General features: G+C 69.4%; 29 protein-coding genes. 27 read left to right on the top strand and 2 right to left on the bottom strand.

The features are described from left to right. Window positions 1–72 precede the first annotated feature (72 nt). The 25 genes from rplN (at window position 73) to glmM (ending at window position 17,325) form a co-directional block, all read left to right on the top strand. The gene (rplN, locus tag ACFP3U_RS21355) at window positions 73–444 is read left to right on the top strand and encodes a 50S ribosomal protein L14 (protein WP_030055827.1); all 372 of its coding nucleotides are present in this window, start codon (window positions 73–75) and stop codon (window positions 442–444) included. A gap of 15 nt (window positions 445–459) precedes the next feature. Beyond that, window positions 460–771, top strand: coding sequence for a 50S ribosomal protein L24 (gene rplX, locus ACFP3U_RS21360; protein WP_030055828.1), 312 nt, complete (start codon window positions 460–462; stop codon window positions 769–771). Further along, window positions 771–1,340, top strand: coding sequence for a 50S ribosomal protein L5 (rplE, locus tag ACFP3U_RS21365; RefSeq protein WP_030393302.1), 570 nt, complete (start codon window positions 771–773; stop codon window positions 1,338–1,340). Before rplX ends, rplE begins: the two co-directional genes overlap by 1 nt. A 3-nt stretch (window positions 1,341–1,343) precedes the next feature. Then, the gene (locus tag ACFP3U_RS21370) at window positions 1,344–1,529 is read left to right on the top strand and encodes a type Z 30S ribosomal protein S14 (RefSeq protein WP_030393303.1); all 186 of its coding nucleotides are present in this window, start codon (window positions 1,344–1,346) and stop codon (window positions 1,527–1,529) included. Window positions 1,530–1,808: 279 nt separating this feature from the next. Continuing rightward, entirely contained in the window at window positions 1,809–2,216 is a 408-nt protein-coding gene (rpsH, locus tag ACFP3U_RS21375) for a 30S ribosomal protein S8 (RefSeq protein WP_030055831.1), read from the top strand. 22 nt (window positions 2,217–2,238) lie between these two features. Further along, window positions 2,239–2,778 (top strand): 50S ribosomal protein L6, encoded by a 540-nt coding sequence (gene rplF, locus ACFP3U_RS21380; RefSeq protein WP_380227192.1) that lies wholly within the window; start codon window positions 2,239–2,241, stop codon window positions 2,776–2,778. A gap of 3 nt (window positions 2,779–2,781) precedes the next feature. Further along, the gene (rplR, locus tag ACFP3U_RS21385; RefSeq protein ID WP_327677862.1) at window positions 2,782–3,165 is read left to right on the top strand and encodes a 50S ribosomal protein L18; all 384 of its coding nucleotides are present in this window, start codon (window positions 2,782–2,784) and stop codon (window positions 3,163–3,165) included. Between the two features lie 48 nt (window positions 3,166–3,213). Then, entirely contained in the window at window positions 3,214–3,837 is a 624-nt protein-coding gene (rpsE, locus tag ACFP3U_RS21390) for a 30S ribosomal protein S5 (RefSeq protein ID WP_350542294.1), read from the top strand. Next, on the top strand, window positions 3,837–4,019 hold the full coding sequence (rpmD, locus tag ACFP3U_RS21395) for a 50S ribosomal protein L30 (RefSeq protein ID WP_030300409.1): 183 nt from the start codon (window positions 3,837–3,839) through the stop codon (window positions 4,017–4,019). The genes rpsE and rpmD overlap by 1 nt, the downstream gene beginning before the upstream one ends. Window position 4,020: 1 nt before the next feature. Continuing rightward, window positions 4,021–4,473: a 50S ribosomal protein L15 gene (gene rplO, locus ACFP3U_RS21400; protein ID WP_380227193.1), complete on the top strand. Its 453-nt coding sequence runs from the start codon at window positions 4,021–4,023 to the stop codon at window positions 4,471–4,473. A gap of 330 nt (window positions 4,474–4,803) precedes the next feature. After that, a complete protein-coding gene (gene secY / locus ACFP3U_RS21405; RefSeq protein WP_380227194.1) occupies window positions 4,804–6,114 on the top strand; it encodes a preprotein translocase subunit SecY in 1,311 nt (436 codons plus the stop codon). Continuing rightward, window positions 6,114–6,767: an adenylate kinase gene (locus ACFP3U_RS21410; RefSeq protein WP_380227195.1), complete on the top strand. Its 654-nt coding sequence runs from the start codon at window positions 6,114–6,116 to the stop codon at window positions 6,765–6,767. Before secY ends, ACFP3U_RS21410 begins: the two co-directional genes overlap by 1 nt. A 128-nt stretch (window positions 6,768–6,895) precedes the next feature. Beyond that, window positions 6,896–7,735, top strand: coding sequence for a type I methionyl aminopeptidase (gene map / locus ACFP3U_RS21415; RefSeq protein ID WP_380227207.1), 840 nt, complete (start codon window positions 6,896–6,898; stop codon window positions 7,733–7,735). Between the two features lie 153 nt (window positions 7,736–7,888). Further along, the gene (mscL, locus tag ACFP3U_RS21420) at window positions 7,889–8,329 is read left to right on the top strand and encodes a large conductance mechanosensitive channel protein MscL (protein WP_380227196.1); all 441 of its coding nucleotides are present in this window, start codon (window positions 7,889–7,891) and stop codon (window positions 8,327–8,329) included. 171 nt (window positions 8,330–8,500) lie between these two features. After that, entirely contained in the window at window positions 8,501–8,722 is a 222-nt protein-coding gene (gene infA, locus ACFP3U_RS21425; protein WP_003956442.1) for a translation initiation factor IF-1, read from the top strand. 34 nt (window positions 8,723–8,756) lie between these two features. Beyond that, complete coding sequence (gene rpmJ, locus ACFP3U_RS21430) at window positions 8,757–8,870, top strand: 50S ribosomal protein L36 (RefSeq protein ID WP_003956441.1); 114 nt, start codon at window positions 8,757–8,759, stop codon at window positions 8,868–8,870. A gap of 173 nt (window positions 8,871–9,043) precedes the next feature. Beyond that, complete coding sequence (gene rpsM, locus ACFP3U_RS21435; protein WP_030393312.1) at window positions 9,044–9,424, top strand: 30S ribosomal protein S13; 381 nt, start codon at window positions 9,044–9,046, stop codon at window positions 9,422–9,424. A gap of 72 nt (window positions 9,425–9,496) precedes the next feature. Continuing rightward, a complete protein-coding gene (rpsK, locus tag ACFP3U_RS21440; protein WP_014136257.1) occupies window positions 9,497–9,904 on the top strand; it encodes a 30S ribosomal protein S11 in 408 nt (135 codons plus the stop codon). 130 nt (window positions 9,905–10,034) lie between these two features. Continuing rightward, complete coding sequence (locus ACFP3U_RS21445) at window positions 10,035–11,057, top strand: DNA-directed RNA polymerase subunit alpha (protein ID WP_030232516.1); 1,023 nt, start codon at window positions 10,035–10,037, stop codon at window positions 11,055–11,057. A gap of 127 nt (window positions 11,058–11,184) precedes the next feature. Then, window positions 11,185–11,664 carry a 50S ribosomal protein L17 gene (gene rplQ, locus ACFP3U_RS21450; protein WP_359897505.1) on the top strand — a complete coding sequence of 160 codons (480 nt, stop codon included), beginning with the start codon at window positions 11,185–11,187 and terminating at the stop codon, window positions 11,662–11,664. Window positions 11,665–11,910: 246 nt separating this feature from the next. After that, a complete protein-coding gene (gene truA, locus ACFP3U_RS21455) occupies window positions 11,911–12,858 on the top strand; it encodes a tRNA pseudouridine(38-40) synthase TruA (protein ID WP_380227197.1) in 948 nt (315 codons plus the stop codon). Window positions 12,859–12,899: 41 nt separating this feature from the next. Then, the gene (locus ACFP3U_RS21460; protein ID WP_380227198.1) at window positions 12,900–14,558 is read left to right on the top strand and encodes an ABC-F family ATP-binding cassette domain-containing protein; all 1,659 of its coding nucleotides are present in this window, start codon (window positions 12,900–12,902) and stop codon (window positions 14,556–14,558) included. A 239-nt stretch (window positions 14,559–14,797) separates the two neighbouring features. Beyond that, window positions 14,798–15,241: a 50S ribosomal protein L13 gene (rplM, locus tag ACFP3U_RS21465; RefSeq protein ID WP_030055846.1), complete on the top strand. Its 444-nt coding sequence runs from the start codon at window positions 14,798–14,800 to the stop codon at window positions 15,239–15,241. A 46-nt stretch (window positions 15,242–15,287) separates the two neighbouring features. After that, a complete protein-coding gene (gene rpsI / locus ACFP3U_RS21470; protein ID WP_030300426.1) occupies window positions 15,288–15,791 on the top strand; it encodes a 30S ribosomal protein S9 in 504 nt (167 codons plus the stop codon). A 169-nt stretch (window positions 15,792–15,960) separates the two neighbouring features. Further along, window positions 15,961–17,325, top strand: a complete 1,365-nt coding sequence (gene glmM / locus ACFP3U_RS21475; protein ID WP_380227199.1) for a phosphoglucosamine mutase — start codon at window positions 15,961–15,963, stop codon at window positions 17,323–17,325. A 71-nt stretch (window positions 17,326–17,396) separates the two neighbouring features. On the opposite strand, the gene coaA is transcribed toward glmM, so the two are convergent. Beyond that, complete coding sequence (coaA, locus tag ACFP3U_RS21480; RefSeq protein ID WP_380227200.1) at window positions 17,397–18,392, bottom strand: type I pantothenate kinase; 996 nt, start codon at window positions 18,390–18,392, stop codon at window positions 17,397–17,399. Window positions 18,393–18,491: 99 nt separating this feature from the next. On the opposite strand from coaA, the gene glmS reads away from it, so the two are divergent. Next, complete coding sequence (glmS, locus tag ACFP3U_RS21485; protein ID WP_380227201.1) at window positions 18,492–20,348, top strand: glutamine--fructose-6-phosphate transaminase (isomerizing); 1,857 nt, start codon at window positions 18,492–18,494, stop codon at window positions 20,346–20,348. A gap of 32 nt (window positions 20,349–20,380) precedes the next feature. Here the strand turns inward: glmS and ACFP3U_RS21490 are convergent, their stop codons facing one another. Next, window positions 20,381–20,938 (bottom strand): Uma2 family endonuclease, encoded by a 558-nt coding sequence (locus ACFP3U_RS21490; RefSeq protein ID WP_380227202.1) that lies wholly within the window; start codon window positions 20,936–20,938, stop codon window positions 20,381–20,383. Between the two features lie 177 nt (window positions 20,939–21,115). On the opposite strand from ACFP3U_RS21490, the gene ACFP3U_RS21495 reads away from it, so the two are divergent. Further along, window positions 21,116–22,284, top strand: a 1,169-nt coding sequence (locus ACFP3U_RS21495; protein WP_380227203.1) for an NAD(P)H-hydrate epimerase, incomplete at its 3' end; no start/stop codon positions are given.

Genomic DNA, 22,284 nt, shown 5'->3' on the forward strand with positions numbered 1-22,284 from the left:
CCAGGCCCCTCGCGGGCGCTGGTGTGAGCAGCGGCCGGCCCGTCAGCTCTCGTTGACGATCAGGAGAAAGCTGTGATCCAGCAGGAGTCGCGACTGCGTGTCGCCGACAACACGGGCGCGAAGGAAATCCTTTGCATCCGCGTTCTCGGTGGTTCCGGTCGCCGCTACGCCGGTATCGGGGACGTCATCGTCGCCACAGTCAAGGACGCGATCCCCGGCGGTTCGGTGAAGAAGGGTGACGTCGTCAAGTGCGTCGTCGTCCGTACCGTGAAGTCGCGCCGTCGTCCCGACGGTTCGTACATCCGGTTCGACGAGAACGCTGCCGTCGTCCTCAAGAACACCGAGGGTGACCCCCGCGGTACCCGCATCTTCGGCCCGGTGGGCCGCGAGCTGCGCGACAAGAAGTTCATGAAGATCATCTCGCTTGCGCCGGAGGTGCTCTAACCCATGGCGAACAGCATGAAGATCAAGAAGGGTGACCTGGTTCAGGTCATCACCGGCAAGGACCGCGGCAAGCAGGGCAAGGTCATCCAGGCCATGCCCGCCGAGAACAAGGTCCTGGTCGAGGGTGTGAACCGGGTCAAGAAGCACACCAAGCCGGGCCCGGGTACTCAGGGTGGCATCGTCACCGTCGAGGCCCCGGTGCACGTCTCCAACGTCCAGCTGGTCGTGGAGAAGGACGGCAAGAAGGTCGTCACCCGCGTTGGCTACCGCTTCGATGACGAGGGCAACAAGATCCGCGTTGCCAAGCGAACCGGTGAGGACATCTGATGTCTGAGACGACTGTTGAGAAGGTGACCCCCCGTCTCAAGGAGCGTTACAACTCCGAGATCAAGGGTCAGCTGCAGGAGCAGTTCTCGTACGAGAACGTCATGCTGACGCCCGGCCTGGTCAAGGTCGTCGTCAACATGGGTGTCGGCGAGGCCGCCCGTGACAGCAAGCTGATCGAGGGCGCGATCCGCGACCTGACCGCGATCACCGGTCAGAAGCCGGCCGTGACCAAGGCTCGCAAGTCCATCGCGCAGTTCAAGCTGCGCGAGGGCCAGCCGATCGGCACCCACGTCACCCTCCGCGGTGACCGCATGTGGGAGTTCCTGGACCGTCTGGTTTCGCTGGCCCTGCCGCGAATCCGTGACTTCCGCGGCCTCTCCCCGAAGCAGTTCGACGGCCGTGGCAACTACACCTTCGGTCTGACCGAGCAGGTCATGTTCCACGAGATCGACCAGGACAAGGTCGACCGTCAGCGCGGTATGGACATCACCGTCGTGACCACCGCCCAGACCGACGACGAGGGCCGGGCGCTCCTGCGCGCTCTGGGCTTCCCGTTCAAGGAGGCGTAACACATGGCGAAGAAGTCCCTCATCGCGAAGGCCGAGCGGAAGCCGAAGTTCGGCGTCCGGGCCTACACCCGGTGCCAGCGCTGCGGCCGTCCGCACTCGGTGTACCGCAAGTTCGGCCTCTGCCGTGTCTGCCTCCGTGAGATGGCGCACCGCGGCGAGCTGCCGGGCGTGACCAAGAGCTCCTGGTAATCCAGTAGTCCTAGGTACGAGGTACACCTGCGAAGCAGAGGTGCCCGATCCCACACCGCCCGTTTTTGGGCTCCCGTACGGAATCCCGTAAGGTTGTGGGGTCGGGCCCCCTGTCACGGCGTCTCCATGGACGTCCGTGAGCCTTCCGTGAGGAAGGGCTCGCATCCCAGTCTTACTACGTCGCAGGTCCCCTGCGCTTGTGCCTCTGTCGCACTCCTCGTGAGTGCGACAGGGGGACCTGGTGCGGAGAAACCACGGCGAGAGAGGCCTGAGGCCATCATGACCATGACCGACCCCATCGCAGACATGCTCACGCGTCTGCGTAACGCGAACTCGGCGTACCACGACTCCGTGGCGATGCCGGCCAGCAAGATCAAGGCGCACGTCGCCGAGATCCTGCAGCAGGAGGGGTACATCTCCTCCTACAAGGTTGAGGAGCCCGTCGAGGGCGAGGTCGGCAAGAAGCTGACCATCGAGCTCAAGTTCGGCCCCAACCGTGAGCGCTCCATCGCCGGCATCAAGCGCATCAGCAAGCCGGGTCTGCGCGTTTACGCAAAGTCCACCAACCTGCCGAAGGTTCTCGGCGGCCTGGGCGTGGCGATCATCTCCACGTCCTCCGGCCTCCTGACCGACAAGCAGGCCGCCAAGAAGGGCGTAGGCGGAGAAGTTCTCGCCTACGTCTGGTAATTCGGGAAACGGAGGTACAGCAATGTCGCGAATTGGACGGCTGCCCATCCAGGTTCCCGCTGGTGTGGACGTCACCATCGATGGCCAGGCGGTTGCGGTGAAGGGCCCCAAGGGCTCGCTCACCCACGTTGTCGCTGAGCCGATCGAGATCGGCAAGGGCGAGGACGGCACCGTTGTCGTCACCCGCCCGAACGACGAGCGTCGCTCGAAGGCCCTGCACGGCCTGACCCGCACGCTGGTGGCGAACATGATCACCGGCGTGACCGCGGGCTACCGCAAGTCGCTGGAGATCAGCGGTGTTGGTTACCGCGTCGCGGCGAAGGGCTCCGACATGGAGTTCTCGCTCGGCTACAGCCACCCGATCCTGGTCACCGCGCCGGAGGGCATCTCCTTCGTCGTCGAGTCCCCCACCAAGTTCCACGTGGACGGCATCGACAAGCAGAAGGTCGGCGAGATCGCCGCCAACATCCGCAAGCTGCGCAAGCCCGACCCGTACAAGGCCAAGGGTGTCAAGTACGCGGGCGAGGTCATCCGCCGCAAGGTCGGAAAGAGTGGTAAGTAAGCGATGAGTGTCTCTGTCAAGATCGGCAAGGGCAACGCCTACAAGAGCGCCGCTCGCAAGCGCCGCGCGATCCGCGTGCGCAAGCGCGTCGTCGGCAGCGAGGTGCGTCCGCGCCTCGTCGTGACGCGCTCGAACCGCCACATGGTCGCCCAGGTCATCGACGACGCCAAGGGTCACACCCTGGCGTCGGCGTCCACCCTCGACGTGTCCATCAAGGGCGCCGAGGGCGACAAGACCGAGCTGGCCAAGAAGGTCGGAAGCCTGGTCGCCGAGCGCGCCAAGGCTGCCGGCATCGAGTCGGTCGTCTTCGACCGCGCGGGCAACCGGTACGCCGGCCGCATCGCCGCCCTGGCGGACGCGGCCCGTGAGGCCGGGCTCGACTTCTAAGCCGCTCGTCGACTCTGTCGGCGGACGTAATCGAGAGAGGTAATTCCAATGGCTGGACCCCAGCGCCGCGGTAGCGGCGCCGGCGGCGGCACCGGTGGCGAGCGGCGCGACCGTAAGCGTGACGACCGGGGCAACGCCCCCGCCGTCGAGAAGACCGCTTACGTGGAGCGCGTCGTCGCGATCAACCGCGTCGCCAAGGTAGTCAAGGGTGGTCGTCGCTTCTCCTTCACCGCGCTGGTCGTGGTGGGCGATGGCGAGGGCACCGTGGGTGTTGGTTACGGGAAGGCGAAGGAGGTTCCGGCCGCCATCGCCAAGGGTGTTGAGGAGGCCAAGAAGAACTTCTTCAAGGTCCCCCGTATCCAGGGCACCATCGCTCACCCCGTTCAGGGTGAGAAGGCCGCCGGCGTCGTGCTGCTGAAGCCCGCCGCCCCCGGTACCGGTGTTATCGCCGGTGGTCCGGTGCGCGCCGTCCTGGAGTGCGCCGGCGTTCACGACATCCTGTCGAAGTCGCTCGGCTCGGACAACGCGATCAACATCGTGCACGCCACCGTTGCCGCCCTGAAGCAGATCCAGCGCCCCGAGGAGGTGGCCGCTCGCCGCGGTCTGCCGCTCGAGGACGTGGCTCCGGCCGGTCTGCTCCGTGCTCGGGCTGCTGCTGGGGTGAGCGCCTGATGGCTCGCCTGAAGATCACGCAGACCAAGTCGTACATCGGCAGCAAGCAGAACCACCGCGAGACGCTGCGCTCGCTGGGTCTGAAGCGCATGCATGATGTGGTCGTCAAGGAGGACCGTCCCGAGATCCGCGGGATGGCCCAGACCGTGCGTCACCTCGTCACGGTCGAGGAGGTGGACTGAGATGGCTGACTCGCCGATCAAGGTGCACAACCTGCGTCCCGCCCCGGGTGCCAAGACCGCCAAGACCCGTGTTGGTCGTGGTGAGGCGTCCAAGGGTAAGACCGCGGGTCGTGGTACCAAGGGCACCAAGGCCCGCTACCAGGTTCCGCAGCGCTTCGAGGGTGGCCAGATGCCGCTCCACATGCGCCTGCCGAAGCTGAAGGGCTTCAAGAACCCGTTCAAGATCACGTTCCAGGTCGTCAACCTCGACAAGCTGGCCGAGCTCTACCCGCAGGGTGGCGCGGTCACGGTCGAGGACCTGGTCGCCAAGGGCGCGGTTCGCAAGAACTCCCTCGTCAAGGTGCTCGGCACCGGCGAGATCTCGGTCGCCCTGCAGGTGACGGTTGACGCCGTCTCCGGCTCGGCCGCCGAGAAGATCACCGCCGCCGGCGGTACCGTCACCGAGCTCGTCTGAGCCCGCTGACTTCACGAGCCCCGCGTTTCCCGTTCAGGGAAGCGCGGGGCTCGTGCCTTTTCCGGACTTTCCCGCCCCGGGGCGGTCCGGATTGCGGTGATCGGGCCCTCGTTCTTTTGTGTGGCAAAACCGGGCATCCCGTACCCCGTGAGTGGGGGAGCGGGCGTACGCGCTTCTTTCGAGTGGCCGCGCACTGTTAGAGTCCGTGGAGTTCCCTTGTAGGCTGCGCGTAGGCTCGCCTGTGCCGTCTGTACGGGGGCCCGAACCGCAAACTCCCCATTCCAGGACCGACCCTCCCGCCGACGACGTGCGGGAGGCGCAGGAGGCACCGTGCTCAGTGCGTTCGCGCGGGCGTTCCAGACGCCCGACCTGCGCAAGAAGCTGCTGTTCACGCTGGGCATCATGGTGCTGTTCCGGCTGGGCTCGCACGTTCCCGTCCCCGGGGTCGACTTCGAGGCGGTTCACGCCTGTATCAAGGCGACCAAGAACAACGGGCTCTTCGGCCTGGTGAACCTGTTCTCCGGTGGCGCTCTGCTGCAGTTGACGATCTTCGCCCTCGGCATCATGCCGTACATCACGGCCAGCATCATCCTCCAGCTCCTCACCGTCGTGATCCCGCGACTAGAGGCGCTGAAGAAGGAGGGTCAGGCCGGCCAGGCGAAGATCACCCAGTACACCCGGTACCTGACCATCGCGCTGGCGGTGCTCCAGGGCACCGGCATCGTGGCGACGGCGTCCAGCGGCGCCCTGTTCTCGGGCTGCCCGCAGGCCAACCAGATCGTCCCGGACACCGGCGTCTTCCGGATCGCGGTGATGGTCCTGACCATGACCGCCGGCACCACGGTGATCATGTGGCTCGGTGAGCTCATCACCGACCGGGGCATCGGCAACGGCATGTCGCTGCTGATCTTCACCTCGATCGCCGCCCAGTTCCCCACCTCGATGTGGGCGATCAAGCAGTCCGGCACCATCGGCGACGGCTGGGTCGAGTTCCTCTCGGTCATCGCGATCGGCGTCATCGTGGTGATGCTGGTCATCTTCGTCGAGCAGGCGCAGCGCCGGATCCCGGTGCAGTACGCGAAGCGCATGATCGGCCGCCGGGCGTTCGGCGGTACTTCGACCTACATCCCGCTCAAGGTGAACCAGGCCGGTGTCATCCCGGTCATCTTCGCCTCGTCGCTGCTGTACATCCCGGCCCTGGTGGTTCAGCTGACCAACAGCCAGGCGAGTTGGGCGGTCTGGATCAGCAAGCACTTCGTACGCGGTGACCACCCGGTCTACATGGCGACGTACTTCCTGCTGATCGTCTTCTTCGCCTTCTTCTATGTCGCGATCTCCTTCAACCCCGAAGAAGTTGCCGACAACATGAAGAAGTATGGTGGGTTCATCCCGGGTATCCGGGCGGGCCGGCCGACGGCCGAGTACCTGAACTACGTGCTCACCCGCATCACGTGGCCTGGTTCGCTCTACCTGGGCCTGATCGCGTTGATCCCGATGATCGCCTTGGTCGCCTTCGGACAGCAGACCAACTTCCCGTTCGGTGGCACCAGCGTGCTCATCGTCGTCGGCGTCGGCCTCGAAACTGTGAAGCAGATCGAGAGCCAGCTCCAGCAGCGCAATTACGAAGGGTTCCTCCGCTGATGCGTATCGTCCTCGTCGGACCCCCCGGGGCCGGGAAGGGTACTCAGGCGCACCTGCTCGCCAAGACCCTGTCCATCCCCCACATCTCGACCGGCGACCTGTTCCGCGCCAACATCGGCCAGGGCACCCCGCTGGGTGTCGAGGCCAAGAGCTACATGGACGCGGGCCGCCTGGTGCCCGACGAGGTCACCATCGGGATGGCCAAGGACCGCATGCTCCAGGAGGACGCCGCCGACGGCTTCCTGCTGGACGGCTTCCCGCGCAACCTGGGCCAGGCGAAGGCGCTGGACGAGTTCCTCGCCGAGCAGGGCATCGCGCTGGACGGCGTGCTGGACCTGGAGGTCCCCGAGGACGAGGTCGTCCGCCGCATCGCCGGTCGCCGGCTGTGCCGCAACGACGGCGGCCACGTGTTCCACGTGGACTACAACCCGCCGAAGGCGGAGGGCGTCTGCGACGAGTGCGGCGGCGAGCTGTACCAGCGCTCGGACGACACCGAGGACAAGGTGCGGACCCGGCTGGAGGTCTACCACACGGAGACCGAGCCGATCATCGAGTACTACCGCCTGCAGGGCCTGATCGCGACGATCCCGGCCCTCGGCAAGGTGGACGAGGTCACCCAGCGCGCGATCGAGGCGCTGAAGCAGGACCGCTGATTTTTCGGCGACGTACGTACGGCCGCGCAGCCCCGCCCGGGCAGCGCGGCCGTACGGCGTCGTACGGTGGAACGAGTGCACGGCCGCCGGCAAGGACCGCGCGGGAACCCAAGGAAGGCGTGACCCAGATGGTGGAGATCAAGACCCCCGAGCAGATCGCGAAAATGCGAGCGGCCGGGCTGGTCGTCGCCGAGGCGCTCAAGGCGTGCCGCGAGGCGGTGGTCCCGGGAATCACCACCCAGGAGCTCAACGACATCGCGGACAAGGTCATCACCGACCACGGCGCCACCTCGAACTTCCGGGCCCACCACGGCGGCCTGTGGTTCCCCGGCGTGATCTGCGCCTCGGTGAACAACGAGGTCGTGCACGGCGTCCCCGGTGACCGGGTGCTCCAGGAGGGCGACTTCATCTCGATCGACTGCGGCGCGATCCTGGACGGCTGGCACGGGGACGCGGCGATCTCCGTCGCGGTCGGCGAGGTCAGCCCCGAGGTCGCGATGCTGAGCCGGGTGACCGAGGGCTCGATGTGGGCCGGCATCGCCCAGATGAAGAAGGGCAACCGCCTGGTCGACGTCTCCAAGGCGATCGAGGGCTACATCCGCCGCCAGCCGCTCCCGCCGAAGGGCAAGTGGGGCATCACCGAGGGCTACGGCGGCCACGGCATCGGCACCGCGATGCACATGGAGCCGCACGTGCTGAACTACGTCGAGCGCGGCCGCGGCAAGGGCCCGAAGCTGATCCCCGGCACCGTGCTGGCGATCGAGCCGATGGTCTCGCTGGGCACCCCGCACACCACCGTGCTGGAGGACGACTGGACCGTGGTCACCAACGACGGCACCTGGGCCTCGCACTGGGAGCACTCGGTGGCGGTCACCGAGCAGGGCCCGCTGGTGCTGACCGCCTTCGACGGCGGCAGGGAGATGCTGGCCACGCTGGGTGTGACGGCCGCGCCGGACCCGCTGGCGTAGCTCCGCGACGGCCCGGCGGTGGCCGACTGCCGTCGCTGACAAGGGATCGGAGCCCTGGAGGTTTGGACCTCCAGGGCTTTTGTCCTATTTTTATGCGCTGGCAGTGGTTCAGGGCTGCAGGGCTTCAGGGTTTCGAGCGAGCAGGAGACAGCAGTGTTCAAGGGATTCCGCGACTTCATGATGCGCGGCAACGTCGTCGACATGGCGGTCGGTGTGGTCATCGGTGCCGCGTTCACCGCGGTGGTGACCGGCTTCGTGTCCGCCTTCCTCACCCCGCTGGTGGGTGTGGTGGTCGGCGCCGCCGGCGACTTCGGCTCGTACAAGGCCACCGTCGCCGGGGTGACCTTCCCGTACGGGCAGTTCCTCAACGTGCTGATCGCGTTCCTCATGACCGCGGCCGTGCTCTACTTCTGCGTGGTGCTGCCGGTGACCAAGGCGACCGCCCGCTATCTGCCGAAGAAGCCGAAGACCCCGAAGCGTCCCTGCCCGGAGTGCCTGACCGAGATCCCCCAGGCCGCCCGCCGCTGCTCCGCCTGCACCGCCCACGTCGAGCCGCTGACCGCCCCGGTGGCCCCGGTGGGCAGGCTCGGCTGACGGGGGACGCCGTTTTGGTGCATCCCTCGCGCTGGCGTAGGATGGACCGTCGGCTCACTCGTAGCGTGCTCCAGCACGCCCTCTTCCCCCTCGTCGGGGTCGGGGTGGACCCAGGTTCGCACGAGCGTTCCGCATACGGTAGCCGGTCCCGGAAGGTGGATCTCGCAGTTCATGGCTAAGAAGCAAGGCGCCATTGAGATCGAGGGCACCGTGATCGAGTCTCTTCCGAACGCGATGTTCAAGGTCGAGCTGCAGAACGGTCACAAGGTCCTCGCGCACATCAGTGGCAAGATGCGCATGCACTACATCCGCATCCTGCCGGACGACCGGGTCGTGGTGGAGCTCAGCCCCTACGACCTCACGCGCGGCCGGATCGTCTACCGCTACAAGTAAGCAACGCCAGATCTAGACCCGGAGAACCTGAAACATGAAGGTCAAGCCGAGCGTCAAGAAGATCTGCGACAAGTGCAAGGTGATCCGCCGCCACGGCCGGGTCATGGTGATCTGCGACAACCTGCGCCACAAGCAGCGCCAGGGCTGATCTCTCCCCCAGCATTTCTCGTAGTACTTCGCGCGACGCGAAAAACGTCATAAGCGGGCCATCCGATCCGTCCCCGACGGACTGCCGCCCCCGGTCAGAGGCCGGGGCTCCCTCACCGTGAGGTGTCGGAGTAGGTGGCACGCCAGACCTCTGAAAAAACACAGGAGCCATGAATGGCACGCCTCGCCGGCGTTGATCTCCCCCGTGAGAAGCGGATCGAGATCGCCCTTACCTACGTGTACGGCATCGGCCGTACCCGCGCCCAGCAGACCCTCGCCGAGACCGGTGTGAGCCCCGATGTCCGCGTTCGCGACATCGCCGAGGACGACCTGGTCAAGCTGAGCCAGTACATCGACGCCAACTTCACGGTCGAGGGTGACCTCCGCCGCGAGGTGGCCGCCGACATCCGCCGCAAGGTCGAGATCGGCTGCTACGAGGGTCTGCGTCACCGCCGGGGCCTGCCGGTCCGCGGCCAGCGCACCCACACCAACGCGCGTACCCGTAAGGGCCCGCGTCGCGCGATCGCCGGCAAGAAGAAGCCGGGCAAGAAGTAGTCCGTCCCGTCACCGGACATCCCTCCGGCCCGCGGGTCAGCGGACCGACCACCTCAGTAGGAGAACAGACTTATGCCCCCCAAGGGTCGTCAGGCTGCCGGCGCGAAGAAGATCCGCCGCAAGGAAAAGAAGAACGTCGCTCACGGCCACGCGCACATCAAGAGCACGTTCAACAACACCATCGTTTCGATCACCGACCCGTCGGGCAACGTGATCTCCTGGGCCTCCGCCGGCCACGTCGGCTTCAAGGGCTCGCGCAAGTCCACCCCGTTCGCCGCGCAGATGGCCGCCGAGGCCGCTGCCCGTCGCGCGCAGGAGCACGGCATGCGCAAGGTTGACGTCTTCGTGAAGGGTCCGGGCTCCGGCCGCGAGACCGCGATCCGTTCGCTCCAGGCCACCGGCCTGGAGGTCGGCTCGATCCAGGACGTCACCCCCACCCCGCACAACGGCTGCCGTCCGCCGAAGCGCCGCCGCGTCTGACGCAGCGCCTTCGGGCACGCGGGTCATGCTCTAAACCTCGTACGGGGTCTCGTTCTCTGCGGGACCCCGTACGCTGGTTCTGTTCGGCATCAAATAGTGGGTGCCGAAAACCACTGGAGGATCTGAAAACATGCTGATCGCTCAGCGTCCCTCGCTGACCGAAGAGGTCGTCGACGAGTTCCGCTCGCGGTTCGTGATCGAGCCGCTGGAGCCGGGCTTCGGCTACACCCTCGGCAACTCTCTCCGTCGTACCCTCCTGTCGTCGATCCCGGGTGCCGCTGTCACCAGCATCCGCGTCGACGGCGTCCTGCACGAGTTCACCACCGTGCCGGGCGTCAAGGAGGACGTCACCGACCTCATCCTCAACATCAAGCAGCTGGTCGTCTCCTCGGAGCACGACGAGCCGGTCGTGATGTACCTGCGCAAGCAGGGCCCTGGTGTGGTCACCGCCGCCGACATCGCCCCGCCGGCCGGTGTCGAGGTGCACAACCCCGAGCTGGTCCTCGCCACCCTGAACGGCAAGGGCAAGCTGGAGATGGAGCTGACCGTCGAGCGCGGTCGCGGCTACGTCTCCGCCGTGCAGAACAAGGCCTCCGGCCAGGAGATCGGCCGCATCCCGGTCGACTCGATCTACAGCCCCGTGCTGAAGGTCACCTACAAGGTCGAGGCCACCCGTGTCGAGCAGCGGACCGACTTCGACAAGCTGATCGTCGACGTCGAGACCAAGCCCGCCATGCGTCCGCGCGACGCCATGGCCTCGGCCGGCAAGACCCTGGTGGAGCTGTTCGGTCTCGCCCGCGAGCTGAACATCGACGCCGAGGGCATCGACATGGGCCCGTCCCCGACGGACGCCGCCCTGGCCGCCGACCTGGCGCTGCCGATCGAGGAGCTGGAGCTCACGGTCCGCTCCTACAACTGCCTCAAGCGCGAGGGCATCCACACCGTGGGTGAGCTCGTCGCCCGCTCCGAGGCCGACCTGCTCGACATTCGCAACTTTGGTGCGAAGTCGATCGACGAGGTCAAGGCGAAGCTGGCCGGCATGGGCCTGGCCCTCAAGGACAGCCCGCCCGGGTTCGACCCGACCGCCGCCGCCGACGCCTTCGGCGCCGACGACCTGGACGACGCGGGTTACGCGGAGACCGAGCAGTACTGAGAGACTTGACCGCGGGGGCGGTTCCCCGGAACCGCCTCCGCTGTCGTGAAAGTCGTACGGGCACCGTGCTCGTACGCCCGCTGCGGTACCTGGTACGGCCGCAGTCGGAGATTCGAGGAGTAATTCCATGCCGCGTCCCACCAAGGGTGCCCGCCTCGGCGGCGGCCCGCACCACGAGCCGCTGCTGCTCGCCGGTCTGTGCCGGGAGCTGTTCCAGTACGGCCGCATCACCACGACCGAGGCGAAGGCCCGTCGGATGCGCCCGCTGGCGGAGAAGCTGATCACCAAGGCGAAGAAGGGCGACATCCACAACCGTCGCCTGGTGCGCAAGACCATCACCGACATCTCGGTGCTGCACACCCTCTTCACCGAGATCGCGCCGCGCTACGAGAACCGCCCGGGTGGCTACACCCGTATCACCAAGATCGGTCCCCGTCGTGGCGACAACGCCCCGATGGCCGTGATCGAGCTGGTCGAGGCGCTGACCGTCGCGCAGACCGCCGTCGGCGAGGCCGAGGCCGCCACCAAGCGTGCCGTCAAGGAGGCCGATGAGGCCGCCGCTGTGGAGACCAAGGCCGACGAGGCCGAGGCCGCCGAGCAGGCCTGACGCCGTTAGGCCCTGTCCGGCCGATCTTGCCGGGCGCGCGACGCCGGGCATCCCGCCTGGACGCACGCCCGAATCACCCAAGTACGTCCAGTACGAGGGCGATCCGGGCGCACGCCCAGCCGGGCGCCCACCGCCGCGCGCTGATCCGCCAAGATCGACCGGACAGGGCCTAGGTGTTCCGCGGGCCCGCTTCCCCATCCGTGGGGGAGCGGGCCCGTTCCTCATCCCCGGGAGATGTGAGAAGCAGTGGTCAACGATTGCGCCGAGCAGCCGCCGGTGAAGGACGGCCCGGCCGACGGGTATGTCCGGGTCCGGCTGGACCTCGCCTACCACGGCGCCGAGTTCTCCGGCTGGGCCCGCCAGAAAGGCGGCCGGCGGACGGTCCAGGAGGAGATCGAGACCGCGCTGCAGATCGTCACCCGGAGCCCGGAGCTCTTCCCGCTCACGGTGGCCGGCCGCACCGACGCCGGTGTGCACGCCCGCGGCCAGGTCGCCCACGTGGACCTGCCGGCCGAGCTGTGGGAGGCGCACCGGGAGAAGCTGCTGCGCCGGCTGGCCGGGCGGCTCCCCGGGGACGTCCGGATCTACCGGGTCGGCGAGGCCCCGGCCGGCTTCGACGCCCGCTTCTCGGCCGTCTGGCGCCGGTACGCCTACCGGGTCGCCGACCATCCCGGCGGGGTCGACCCGCTGTTGCGCGGCCATGTGCTCTGGCACGACCGGCCGCTGGACGTCGACCGGATGAACGAGGCCGCGAAGCTGCTACTCGGCGAGCACGACTTCGCCGCGTACTGCAAGAAGCGCGAGGGCGCGACGACCATCCGCACCCTGCTGGAACTGCACTGGGACCGCGTCCCGGTGGACTCCTACGCCGCCCAGGAGGGCTCGCTCGCGGTCGCCACCGTCCGGGCCGACGCCTTCTGCCACAACATGGTGCGGGCCCTGGTCGGCGCGATGCTGCTGGTCGGCGACGGCCACCGGCCGGTGGAGTTCCCCGGCGAGGTGCTGGCCGGCGGGGTGCGCAACTCCGCCGTCAACGTGATCCGGCCGTACGGGCTGACGCTGGAGGAGGTCGGCTACCCGGCCGACGACCAGCTCGCCGAGCGCAACCGCGCCGCCCGCCGGATGCGCACCCTGCCCGGCGTGACCGCCCCCGCGGCGGGCCCCGCGGAGGCCCCGGAGCCGGCGGCCGGTTAATCGGTTTTGGTCCGGGGCGGCGGCTTGGGACAATCGCTCCCATGGGACACGTCGAGATTTCGCACCTGGAGTACTACCTGCCGGACGGGCGGGTGCTGTTCGACGACGCGTCCTTCCGGGTGGGGGAGGGCGCCGCGGTCGCCCTGGTCGGCGCCAACGGCGCGGGCAAGACCACCCTGCTGCGGATGATCGCCGGGGACATCCAGCCGCACGGCGGCACGGTGACGATCAGCGGCGGGCTCGGCGTGATGCGCCAGTTCGTCGGCACCACCGGCCGGGAGGACCAGGAGGCCACGCCCGGCGCGCTGCCGGCCGACGCCTCGGTGCGCGACCTGCTGGTCTCGGTCGCCCCCGCGCGGATCGCGGTGGCCGCCCGCGCGGTGGACGCCGCCGAGCTGGCGATGATCGCCCAGGACGACGAGAAGACGCAGATGGCCTACGCCCAGTCGCTCTCCGACTGGGCCGACGTCGGCGGCTACGACTACGAGACCGACTGGGACGTCTGCACCATGGCGGCCCTCGGTATGCCCTTCGACAAGGCCCAGTGGCGCGGGCTGAACACCCTCTCCGGCGGCGAGCAGAAGCGGCTCGTGCTGGAGGCGCTGCTGCGCGGGCCGGAGGAGGTGCTCCTCCTCGACGAGCCCGACAACTACCTGGACGTCCCGGCCAAGCGCTGGCTGGAGGAGGCCATCAAGGCCACCCCGAAGACCGTCCTGTTCATCTCGCACGACCGCGAGCTGCTCTCCCGCACCGCCGACAAGATCATCAGCGTCGAGACCGGCGCGGCCGGCAGCAGCGTCTGGGTGCACGGCGGCGGCTTCGACACCTTCCACGAGGCCCGCAAGGCCCGCTTCGAGCGCTTCGAGGAACTGCGCCGCCGCTGGGACGAGGAGCACGCCAAGCTCAAGAAGCTGGTCGTCAACCTGCGCCAGGCCGCGTCCGTCAGCCACGACATGGCCTCCCGCTACTCCGCCGCCCAGACCAGGCTGAAGAAGTTCGAGGACGCCGGCCCGCCGGAGGCGCCGCCGCGCGAGCAGAGCATCACCATGCGGCTCAAGGGCGGGCGCACCGGCGTACGCGCCTTCACCATGGAGCGGCTGGAGCTCACCGGGCTGATGCAGCCCTTCGACCTGGAGGTCTTCTACGGCGAGCGGGTCGGCGTGCTGGGCGCCAACGGCGCCGGCAAGTCGCACCTGCTGCGGCTGCTCGCGGGCGACGAGACGGTGGCCCACAGCGGCGCGTGGAAGCTCGGCGCCCGGGTGGTGCCCGGCCACTTCCGGCAGACCCACGCGCACCCGGAGCTGTTCGGCCGGACGGTCCGCTCGATCGTCGAGGAGGAGCACGCGCTCAGCCGCGGCGCCGCGATGGGCGCGCTGCGCCGCTACGAGCTGGACCGCCAGGAGGAGCAGAAGTTCGAGTCGCTCTCCGGCGGCCAGCAGGCCCGGCTGATGATCCTCAAGCTGGAGCTGTCCGGCGTCACCGCGCTGCTGCTCGACGAACCGACCGACAACCTGGACCTGGAGAGCGCCGAGGCGCTGCAGGCCGGGCTTGAGGCCTTCGACGGCACGGTGATGTGCGTCACCCACGACCGGTGGTTCGCGCGGACCTTCGACCGCTTCCTGGTGTTCGGCGCGGACGGCCGGGTCTACGAGTCCTCCGAGCCGGTCTGGGACGTCACCCGGGTCGATCGGGACCGCTGATCGGGGGTCGCGCCACCGGCTCCGGCCGGGGGGATTTTGACCCTCCCGGCCGGGCCCGGTAATCTGGGCGCTTGATGTGCGTATTGGCTCGCTCTATCTCACGTGAGAGGTCGGTACGCCGGAGACATCAGGTCGACGACCAGCGGCTCCCCCTTGAATTGCGTCCAAGGCGGCCAGGCTGATCCCTCCTCCAGGTGCTCCTGTCAGGACTCACTCACTGAAAAGCGAAGGCTACGACCGTGCGTACGTACAGCCCCAAGCCCGGCGACGTCCAGCGTCAGTGGCACGTCATCGACGCGACTGACGTCGTGCTCGGCCGCCTGGCCTCCCAGGCCGCCAACCTCCTCCGGGGGAAGCACAAGGCGATCTACGCGCCGCACGTTGACACCGGTGACTTCGTCATCATCATCAACGCGGACAAGGTGCACCTGTCGGGTAACAAGAAGACCCAGAAGCTGGCGTACCGCCACAGCGGTTTCCCGGGCGGTCTCCGCTCGGTCCGCTACGACGACCTCCTGGCCAACAACCCGGAGAAGGCCGTCGAGAAGGCCATCAAGGGCATGATCCCCAAGAACAGCCTGGGCCGTCAGATGCTCTCGAAGCTGAAGGTCTACTCGGGCGACCAGCACCCGCACGCTGCCCAGCAGCCGGTGCCGTTCGAGATCACCCAGGTCGCGCAGTAACTCCGGCCACCTAGCCCCCCATCACTGAAAAGAGCTGAGGAACACCGTGGCCGAGACCACCGAAACCCTTGAGGTCGACTTCGACGAGACTGTCGTCGAGGGCGAGTACACCTCCGAGGAGAGCTACACCTCCGAGTCCCTGGCCGGCCGCTTCGGCGAGGCCGTCCCCGGCGCCGGCCTTGGCCGTCGCAAGGAGGCGATCGCCCGCGTGCGCATCGTCCCGGGCACCGGGCAGTGGAAGATCAACGGTCGCACCCTGGAGAACTACTTCCCCAACAAGGTGCACCAGCAGACCGTGAACGAGCCCTTCAAGCTCCTTGAGCTGGACGGCCGTTACGACGTCGTCGCCCGCATCACCGGCGGCGGCGTCTCCGGCCAGGCCTACGCGCTGCGCCTCGGCGTGGCCCGTGCCCTGAACGAGGCCGACGTGGACAACAACCGCGGCGCCCTCAAGAAGGCCGGCTTCCTGACCCGTGACGCCCGTGCCGTCGAGCGCAAGAAGGCCGGTCTGAAGAAGGCCCGCAAGGCGCCGCAGTACAGCAAGCGCTAGTCGCGCCCTGGGGGTGCGTACCGCCCTGGTGGTGCACGCCCCCGGATGCGCTCCAGACGCCCCGGAGTACCTCGCGTACTCCGGGGCGTCGTGCTCCCCGGCCGTTGTGCGGAGGCCGGGGATTCGATCGGATTCACTGCAAGGCATTGCGGCGATGGAGGACGGGACAATGGGACGACTCTTCGGTACGGACGGCGTACGCGGTGTGGCCAACGAGGGACTGACGGCGGAGCTGGCGCTCGGCCTGTCGGTCGCGGCGGCGCACGTGCTCGGTGAGGCGGGGGCCTTCGACGGCCACCGGCCGGTCGCGGTCGTCGGCCGCGACCCGCGCGCCTCGGGCGAGTTCCTGGAGGCCGCGGTCATCGCCGGCCTGGCCGGCGCGGGCGTCGACGTACTGCGGGTCGGCGTGCTGCCCACCCCGGCCGTGGCCTACCTCACCGGCGCGCTCGGCGCCGACTTCGGCGTGATGCTCTCCGCCAGCCACAACGCCATGCCGGACAACGGCATCAAGTTCCTCGCCCGCGGCGGCCACAAGCTGGACGACCGGATCGAGGACGCCATCGAGTCCCACTACCGCAAGCACGCGGCGGGCGGCGAGGACTGGAACCGCCCGACCGGCGCGGCCGTCGGCCGGGTCCGCGAGTACACCGAGGGCTTCGACAAGTACGTCGCCCACCTGATCGGCGTGCTGCCCAACCGGCTGGACGGCATCCGGGTCGTCATCGACGGCGCGCACGGCGCGGCCGCGTACGTCGCCCCCGAGGCCTTCGCCCGGGCCGGCGCCGAGGTCGTGCACACCCTGGGCGCCGAGCCCACCGGCCTCAACATCAACGACGGCGTCGGCTCCACCCACCTGGACCGGCTGCAGACCGCGATGCGCGAGCACGCGGCCGACCTCGGCATCGCCCTCGACGGCGACGCCGACCGCTGCCTGGCCGCCGACGCGGACGGCAACGAGGTCGACGGCGACCAGATCATCGCGATCCTGGCCGTCGCCATGAAGGAGGCCGGCACGCTGCGCGGCAACACCGCGGTCGCCACCGTGATGTCCAACCTGGGCTTCAAGCTGGCCATGGAGCGCGAGGGCGTCGACCTGGTCGAGACCGCGGTCGGCGACCGGTACGTGCTGGAGGCGATGAAGGAGCACGGCTTCGCGCTGGGCGGCGAGCAGTCCGGCCACGTCATCCTGCTGGACCACGCGACCACCGGCGACGGCACCCTGACCGGTCTGATGCTGGGCGCCCGGCTGGCCGCCACCAAGCAGCCGCTGGCCGACCTGGCCGCCGTGATGACCCGCCTGCCGCAGGTGCTGATCAACGTCAAGGGCGTCGACAAGAGCCGGGTCGGCACCAGCGAGGAGCTGGCCGCCGCGGTCGCCGCGGCCGAGGCCGAGCTGGGCGCCACCGGCCGGGTCCTGCTGCGGCCCTCGGGCACCGAGCCGCTCGTCCGGGTGATGGTCGAGGCGGCCGACGAGGCGCAGGCGCAGACCGTCGCGGAGACGCTCGCCGAGGCGGTGCGCAGCTCCCTGGGCTGACGGCCCGGAACGCCGGAAGGCCCCCTGAAAACCGCCGGTTCGCGGTTTCCAGGGGGCCTTCCGGCGTTCCGTCAGAGCTTGCGCAGCAGCGCCCGGCGGACCTTGTGGTCCCCGCCCTTCTGCAGGATCAGGGTGGCCCGGCCGCGGGTGGGCAGCACGTTCTCCAGCAGGTTCGGCCGGTTGATGGTGCGCCAGACCTGGCGGCCGTACTCCATCGCCTCCTCCTCCGGCACCTCGGTGAAGCGGCGGAAGTAGGAGTTCGGGTCCTGGAAGGCGGTCTGACGCAGCTTGCGGAACCGGTCCAGGTACCAGCTCTCGATGTCGTCGGTGCGGGCGTCGACGTAGATCGAGAAGTCGAAGTAGTCGGCCACCGCGAGGCGGGTGCGGCCGTCCGTGCCGGGCAGGGCCGGCTGGAGCACGTTCAGGCCCTCGACGATGAGGATGTCCGGGCGCTCCACGGTGAGCCGCTGCTCCGGCACGATGTCGTACACCAGGTGCGAGTAGACCGGCGCGGTGACCAGCTCCCTGCCGGCCTTCACGTCCGCGACGAAGCGCGTCAGCGCCCGGCGGTCGTACGACTCGGGGAAGCCCTTGCGGGCCATCAGGCCGCGGCGGCGCAGCTCGGCGTTGGGCAGCAGGAAGCCGTCGGTGGTGACCAGCTCGACCCGGGGGTGCTCCGGCCAGCGGGCCAGCAGCGCCTGGAGCAGCCGGGCGGTGGTCGACTTGCCGACCGCGACCGAGCCGGCCACGCCGATGATGAACGGCGTGCGGGTGCGCTCGGTGTCCGGGGTGTCCAGGAAGGTGCCCAGTGTGCCGCGCAGCTCGTGCGTGGCGTGGATGTAGAGGTTGAGCAGCCGGGACAGCGGCAGGTAGACGTCACGGACCTCGTCGAGGTCCAGTGCGGTGCCGAGACCGCGCAGCCGTTCCACCTCCTCGGCGGTCAGCGGCAGCGGCGTACGCTCGCGCAGCGCGCTCCACTCGGCCCGGCTCAGGTCGACGTAGGGGGACGGCGACGGGCCGGGCGCGGCGGCGCCCCGCGTACAGAGTTCGGTCAGCACATGCTCCATTGTGGGCCGTAGCGCCGTTCGTGGTGGTTGTGGTGTCGGTCACGGCCCGGGGGCGAACCGTGCGGATGGGGCGTCCGGAGCGCCCTTATGCTGGCACGCATGTGCGGAATTGTTGGATACGTGGGCGCCCAGCCCGCCCTTGATGTAGTAATCGCAGGCCTGCAGCGGCTGGAGTACCGGGGTTACGACTCCGCCGGTGTCGCGGTGCAGGTGCAGGACTCCGACGGGCAGTGGAGCCTCGCCACGGACAAGCGGGCCGGCAAGCTCGCGAACCTCGAGAAGTCGCTCGCCGAGACCCCTCTCCCCGGCGGCACCACCGGCATCGGTCACACCCGCTGGGCCACCCACGGCGGCCCGACGGACGCCAACGCCCACCCCCATCTGGATGACGCCGCCAGGGTCGCGGTGGTCCACAACGGCATCATCGAGAACTTCGCCCAGCTCCGCGCCGAGCTGGCCGAGCGCGGCCACACGCTGCGCTCGGAGACCGACACCGAGGTCGTCGCGCACTTGCTCGGCGAGCTGTACGAGGGCGACCTGGCGGACGCCATGCGGGCGGTCTGCCGCCGGCTGGAGGGTGCGTTCACCCTCGTCGCGGTGCACGCCGACGCCCCGGACGTGGTGGTCGGCGCCCGCCGCAACTCGCCGCTGGTGGTCGGGCGCGGCGAGGGCGAGAACTTCCTCGCCTCCGACGTGGCCGCGTTCATCGCGCACACCCGTGAGGCGATCGAGCTGGGCCAGGACCAGGTCGTCGAGCTGCGCCGCGAGGGCGTGACGGTGACCAACTTCGACGGCACCCCGGCCGACGTGCGCGAGTACCACGTCGACTGGGACGCCTCGGCCGCCGAGAAGGGCGGCTACGACTACTTCATGCTCAAGGAGATCGCCGAGCAGCCGAAGGCCGTCGCCGACACCCTGCTCGGCCGGATCGGCACCGACGGCCGGCTGACCCTGGACGAGCTGCGGATCTCCGACGCCGACCTGCGCTCGGTCGACAAGGTCGTCATCGTCGCCTGCGGCACCGCCTTCCACGCGGGCATGATCGCCAAGTACGCGATCGAGCACTGGACCCGGATCCCCTGCGAGGTCGAGGTGGCCTCGGAGTTCCGCTACCGCGACCCGATCATGGGCCCGGGCACGCTGGTCATCGCCATCTCGCAGTCCGGCGAGACCATGGACACCCTGATGGCGCTGCGCCACGCGCGCGAGCAGGGCGCCAAGGTGCTGGCGATCTGCAACACCAACGGCTCGACCATCCCGCGCGAGTCGGACGCGGTGCTGTACACCCACGCCGGCCCCGAGGTGGCCGTCGCCTCCACCAAGGCGTTCCTGACCCAGCTGGTCGCCTGCTACCTGGTCGCGCTGTACCTGGGCCAGGTGCGCGGCACCAAGTGGGGCGACGAGATCCACGCCGTCATCAAGGAGCTCGGCGACGCGCCGAAGCAGGTCGAGCAGGTCCTGGAGACCATGGAGCCGGTGCGCGAGCTGGCCCGCTCCCTGGCCGACGCCAAGTCGGTGCTGTTCCTGGGCCGGCACGTGGGCTTCCCGGTCGCCCTGGAGGGTGCGCTCAAGCTCAAGGAGCTGGCGTACATGCACGCCGAGGGCTTCGCGGCGGGCGAGCTGAAGCACGGCCCGATCGCGCTGATCGAGGAGGGTCTGCCGGTCGTGGTCGTCGTGCCGTCGCCGCGCGGCCGCTCGATCCTGCACGACAAGATCGTCTCCAACATCCAGGAGATCCGGGCCCGCGGCGCGCGGACCATCGTGATCGCGGAGGAGGGCGACGAGGCGGTCGTCCCGTACGCCGACCACCTGATCCGCATCCCGGTCACGCCGACCCTGCTCCAGCCGCTGGTCTCCACCGTGCCGCTCCAGGTCTTCGCCTGCGAGCTGGCCACGGCCAAGGGCCACGAGGTCGACCAGCCGCGCAACCTGGCGAAGTCGGTCACCGTCGAGTAGTGACGGCGTGGTGCCCCTGCGGTGGCTGCGTCCTACCGCAGGGGCCCCGTGTCGAGCGTGAACGAGAACGGGGCGGGCAGGTCCAGCGGCTTGCCGAAGGCGACCTGGATGTGGACGGTGTAGTCCTCGCCCTCGGGGGTCGTGAACAGCGTGACCGTGCCCTCACTGCGGTCGACCAGCAGGTAGCAGGGGATCCCGGCGGCGGCGTAGCCGTGCCGCTTGGGCCCGCGGTCCTTGTGGGGGTTGGTGGACGTCACCTCGAACACCAGCAGGACTCCCGTTGCCGGGGCCCAGGAATCCGCGTCGATGAAGTGTTCGACGGGACTTACGGTGCCGTCCGGGATGTATCGGCCCTTCGGTGTGATCAATCCCTTGTTGGGGGAGAGATCGAGGTCGATCGCAGCTTTGCGATAGAACTGCCTGGCAAGCAGCGAGAACGCCGTCTCATGTGCTCCGTCCGGCGGTGGCGTCACAGTGATCTCCCCTTCGATGAGCTCGGCCTTGAAGCCCGGCGGAGTGTCCAGCTCCAGGAATGCCCGGAGGACGTTGTCCTCGCCCAGCGGGTGCTCGACTGCCGGCATGGCGACCATGGCCCTTCTCCCTCCTGCTGGTCCGTACCGGGCGACACAGTAGGGGCGCGGACCGGAGCCGGTGGGGGATCGAAGTTGGTGTCACTCGAAAGTGTGCCGCAAACCCCGGGGCGCCGTCGGGAGCGCGTTCGCGTAGCGTCGGCGGGAGTTGCCGCCGAGTCCGGGGGAGAGCCCGTCATGCGCAGTGCCCACCGTGTCGACCAGGTCCGTGCCGCCGAGGCGGAGCTGATGGCCCGGCTCCCGGAGGGCACGCTGATGCGGCGGGCCGCCGCCGGGCTGGCCGTGACCTGCGCGCGGCTGCTGACACGTCGTCGCGGCCGGGTGTACGGCAGCCGGGTGGTGGTGCTGGCCGGCAGCGGGGACAACGGCGGCGACGCGCTGTACGCCGGTGCGGCGCTGGCCCGGCGCGGGGCCCGGGTGACGGCGGTGCTGCTCGCCCCCGACCGGGCGCACGGCGACGGCCTCGCGGCGCTGCGCGCGGCGCACGGGCGGGTGGTGCTGGAGCAGGAGGTCGGCCTGGCCGACTTCTCGTCCGCGGACCTGGTGCTGGACGGCATCGTCGGCATCGGCGGGCGGGGCGGCCTCCGGCCGGAGGCCGAGCCGTACGCCAGGGCCGGGCGGTCCGGGGTGGTGGTGGCCGTCGACGTGCCCAGCGGGGTGGACGCCGACACCGGCGAGGTCGCGGGCGCGGCGCTGCGGGCGGACGTGACGGTCTGCTTCGGTACGTACAAGCCCGGGCTGCTGATCGACCCGGGCGCCTCGTACGCCGGGGTGGTGCAGTTGGTGGGGATCGGGCTGGACCTGCCGCCGGCCGAGGTGGCGGCCCTGCAGCACGCGGACGTGGCCGGGCTGCTGCCGCTGCCGGGGGCGGAGAGCGACAAGTACCGGCGCGGGGTGGTCGGGGTGGCCGCCGGGTCGGCGCGGTACCCGGGGGCGGCGCTGCTCGCGGTCGCCGGGGCGCTGCGCGGCGGCGCCGGCGCGGTGCGGTACGTGGGGACGGCGGCCGAGGAGGTGGTGCGGCGCTTCCCGGAGGCGCTGGTCACCGAGGGCGGTCCGGCCGGGGCCGGCCGGGTGCAGGCCTGGGTGGTCGGACCGGGCGGCGGCGAGGGCGCCGCGCGGGCGCTCGCCGAGGCGCTGGCCGCCGACGTGCCGGTACTGGTGGACGCGGACGGGCTGACCGAACTCGCCCGGCTCGGGCCGGGCGCGCTCGCCGGGCGGACGGCGCCGACCCTGCTCACCCCGCACGCGGGGGAGGCGGCCCGGCTGCTCGCCGGGGCGCGGGACGACGGCGGCGCCGGTTCGGCGCGGGCCCGGCCGCCGGCCGCCGACGACCTGGCGGGGGGCCG

It is taken from the genome of Kitasatospora misakiensis, assembly GCF_042656005.1.
GTDB classification, from domain to species: domain Bacteria; phylum Actinomycetota; class Actinomycetes; order Streptomycetales; family Streptomycetaceae; genus Kitasatospora; species Kitasatospora misakiensis.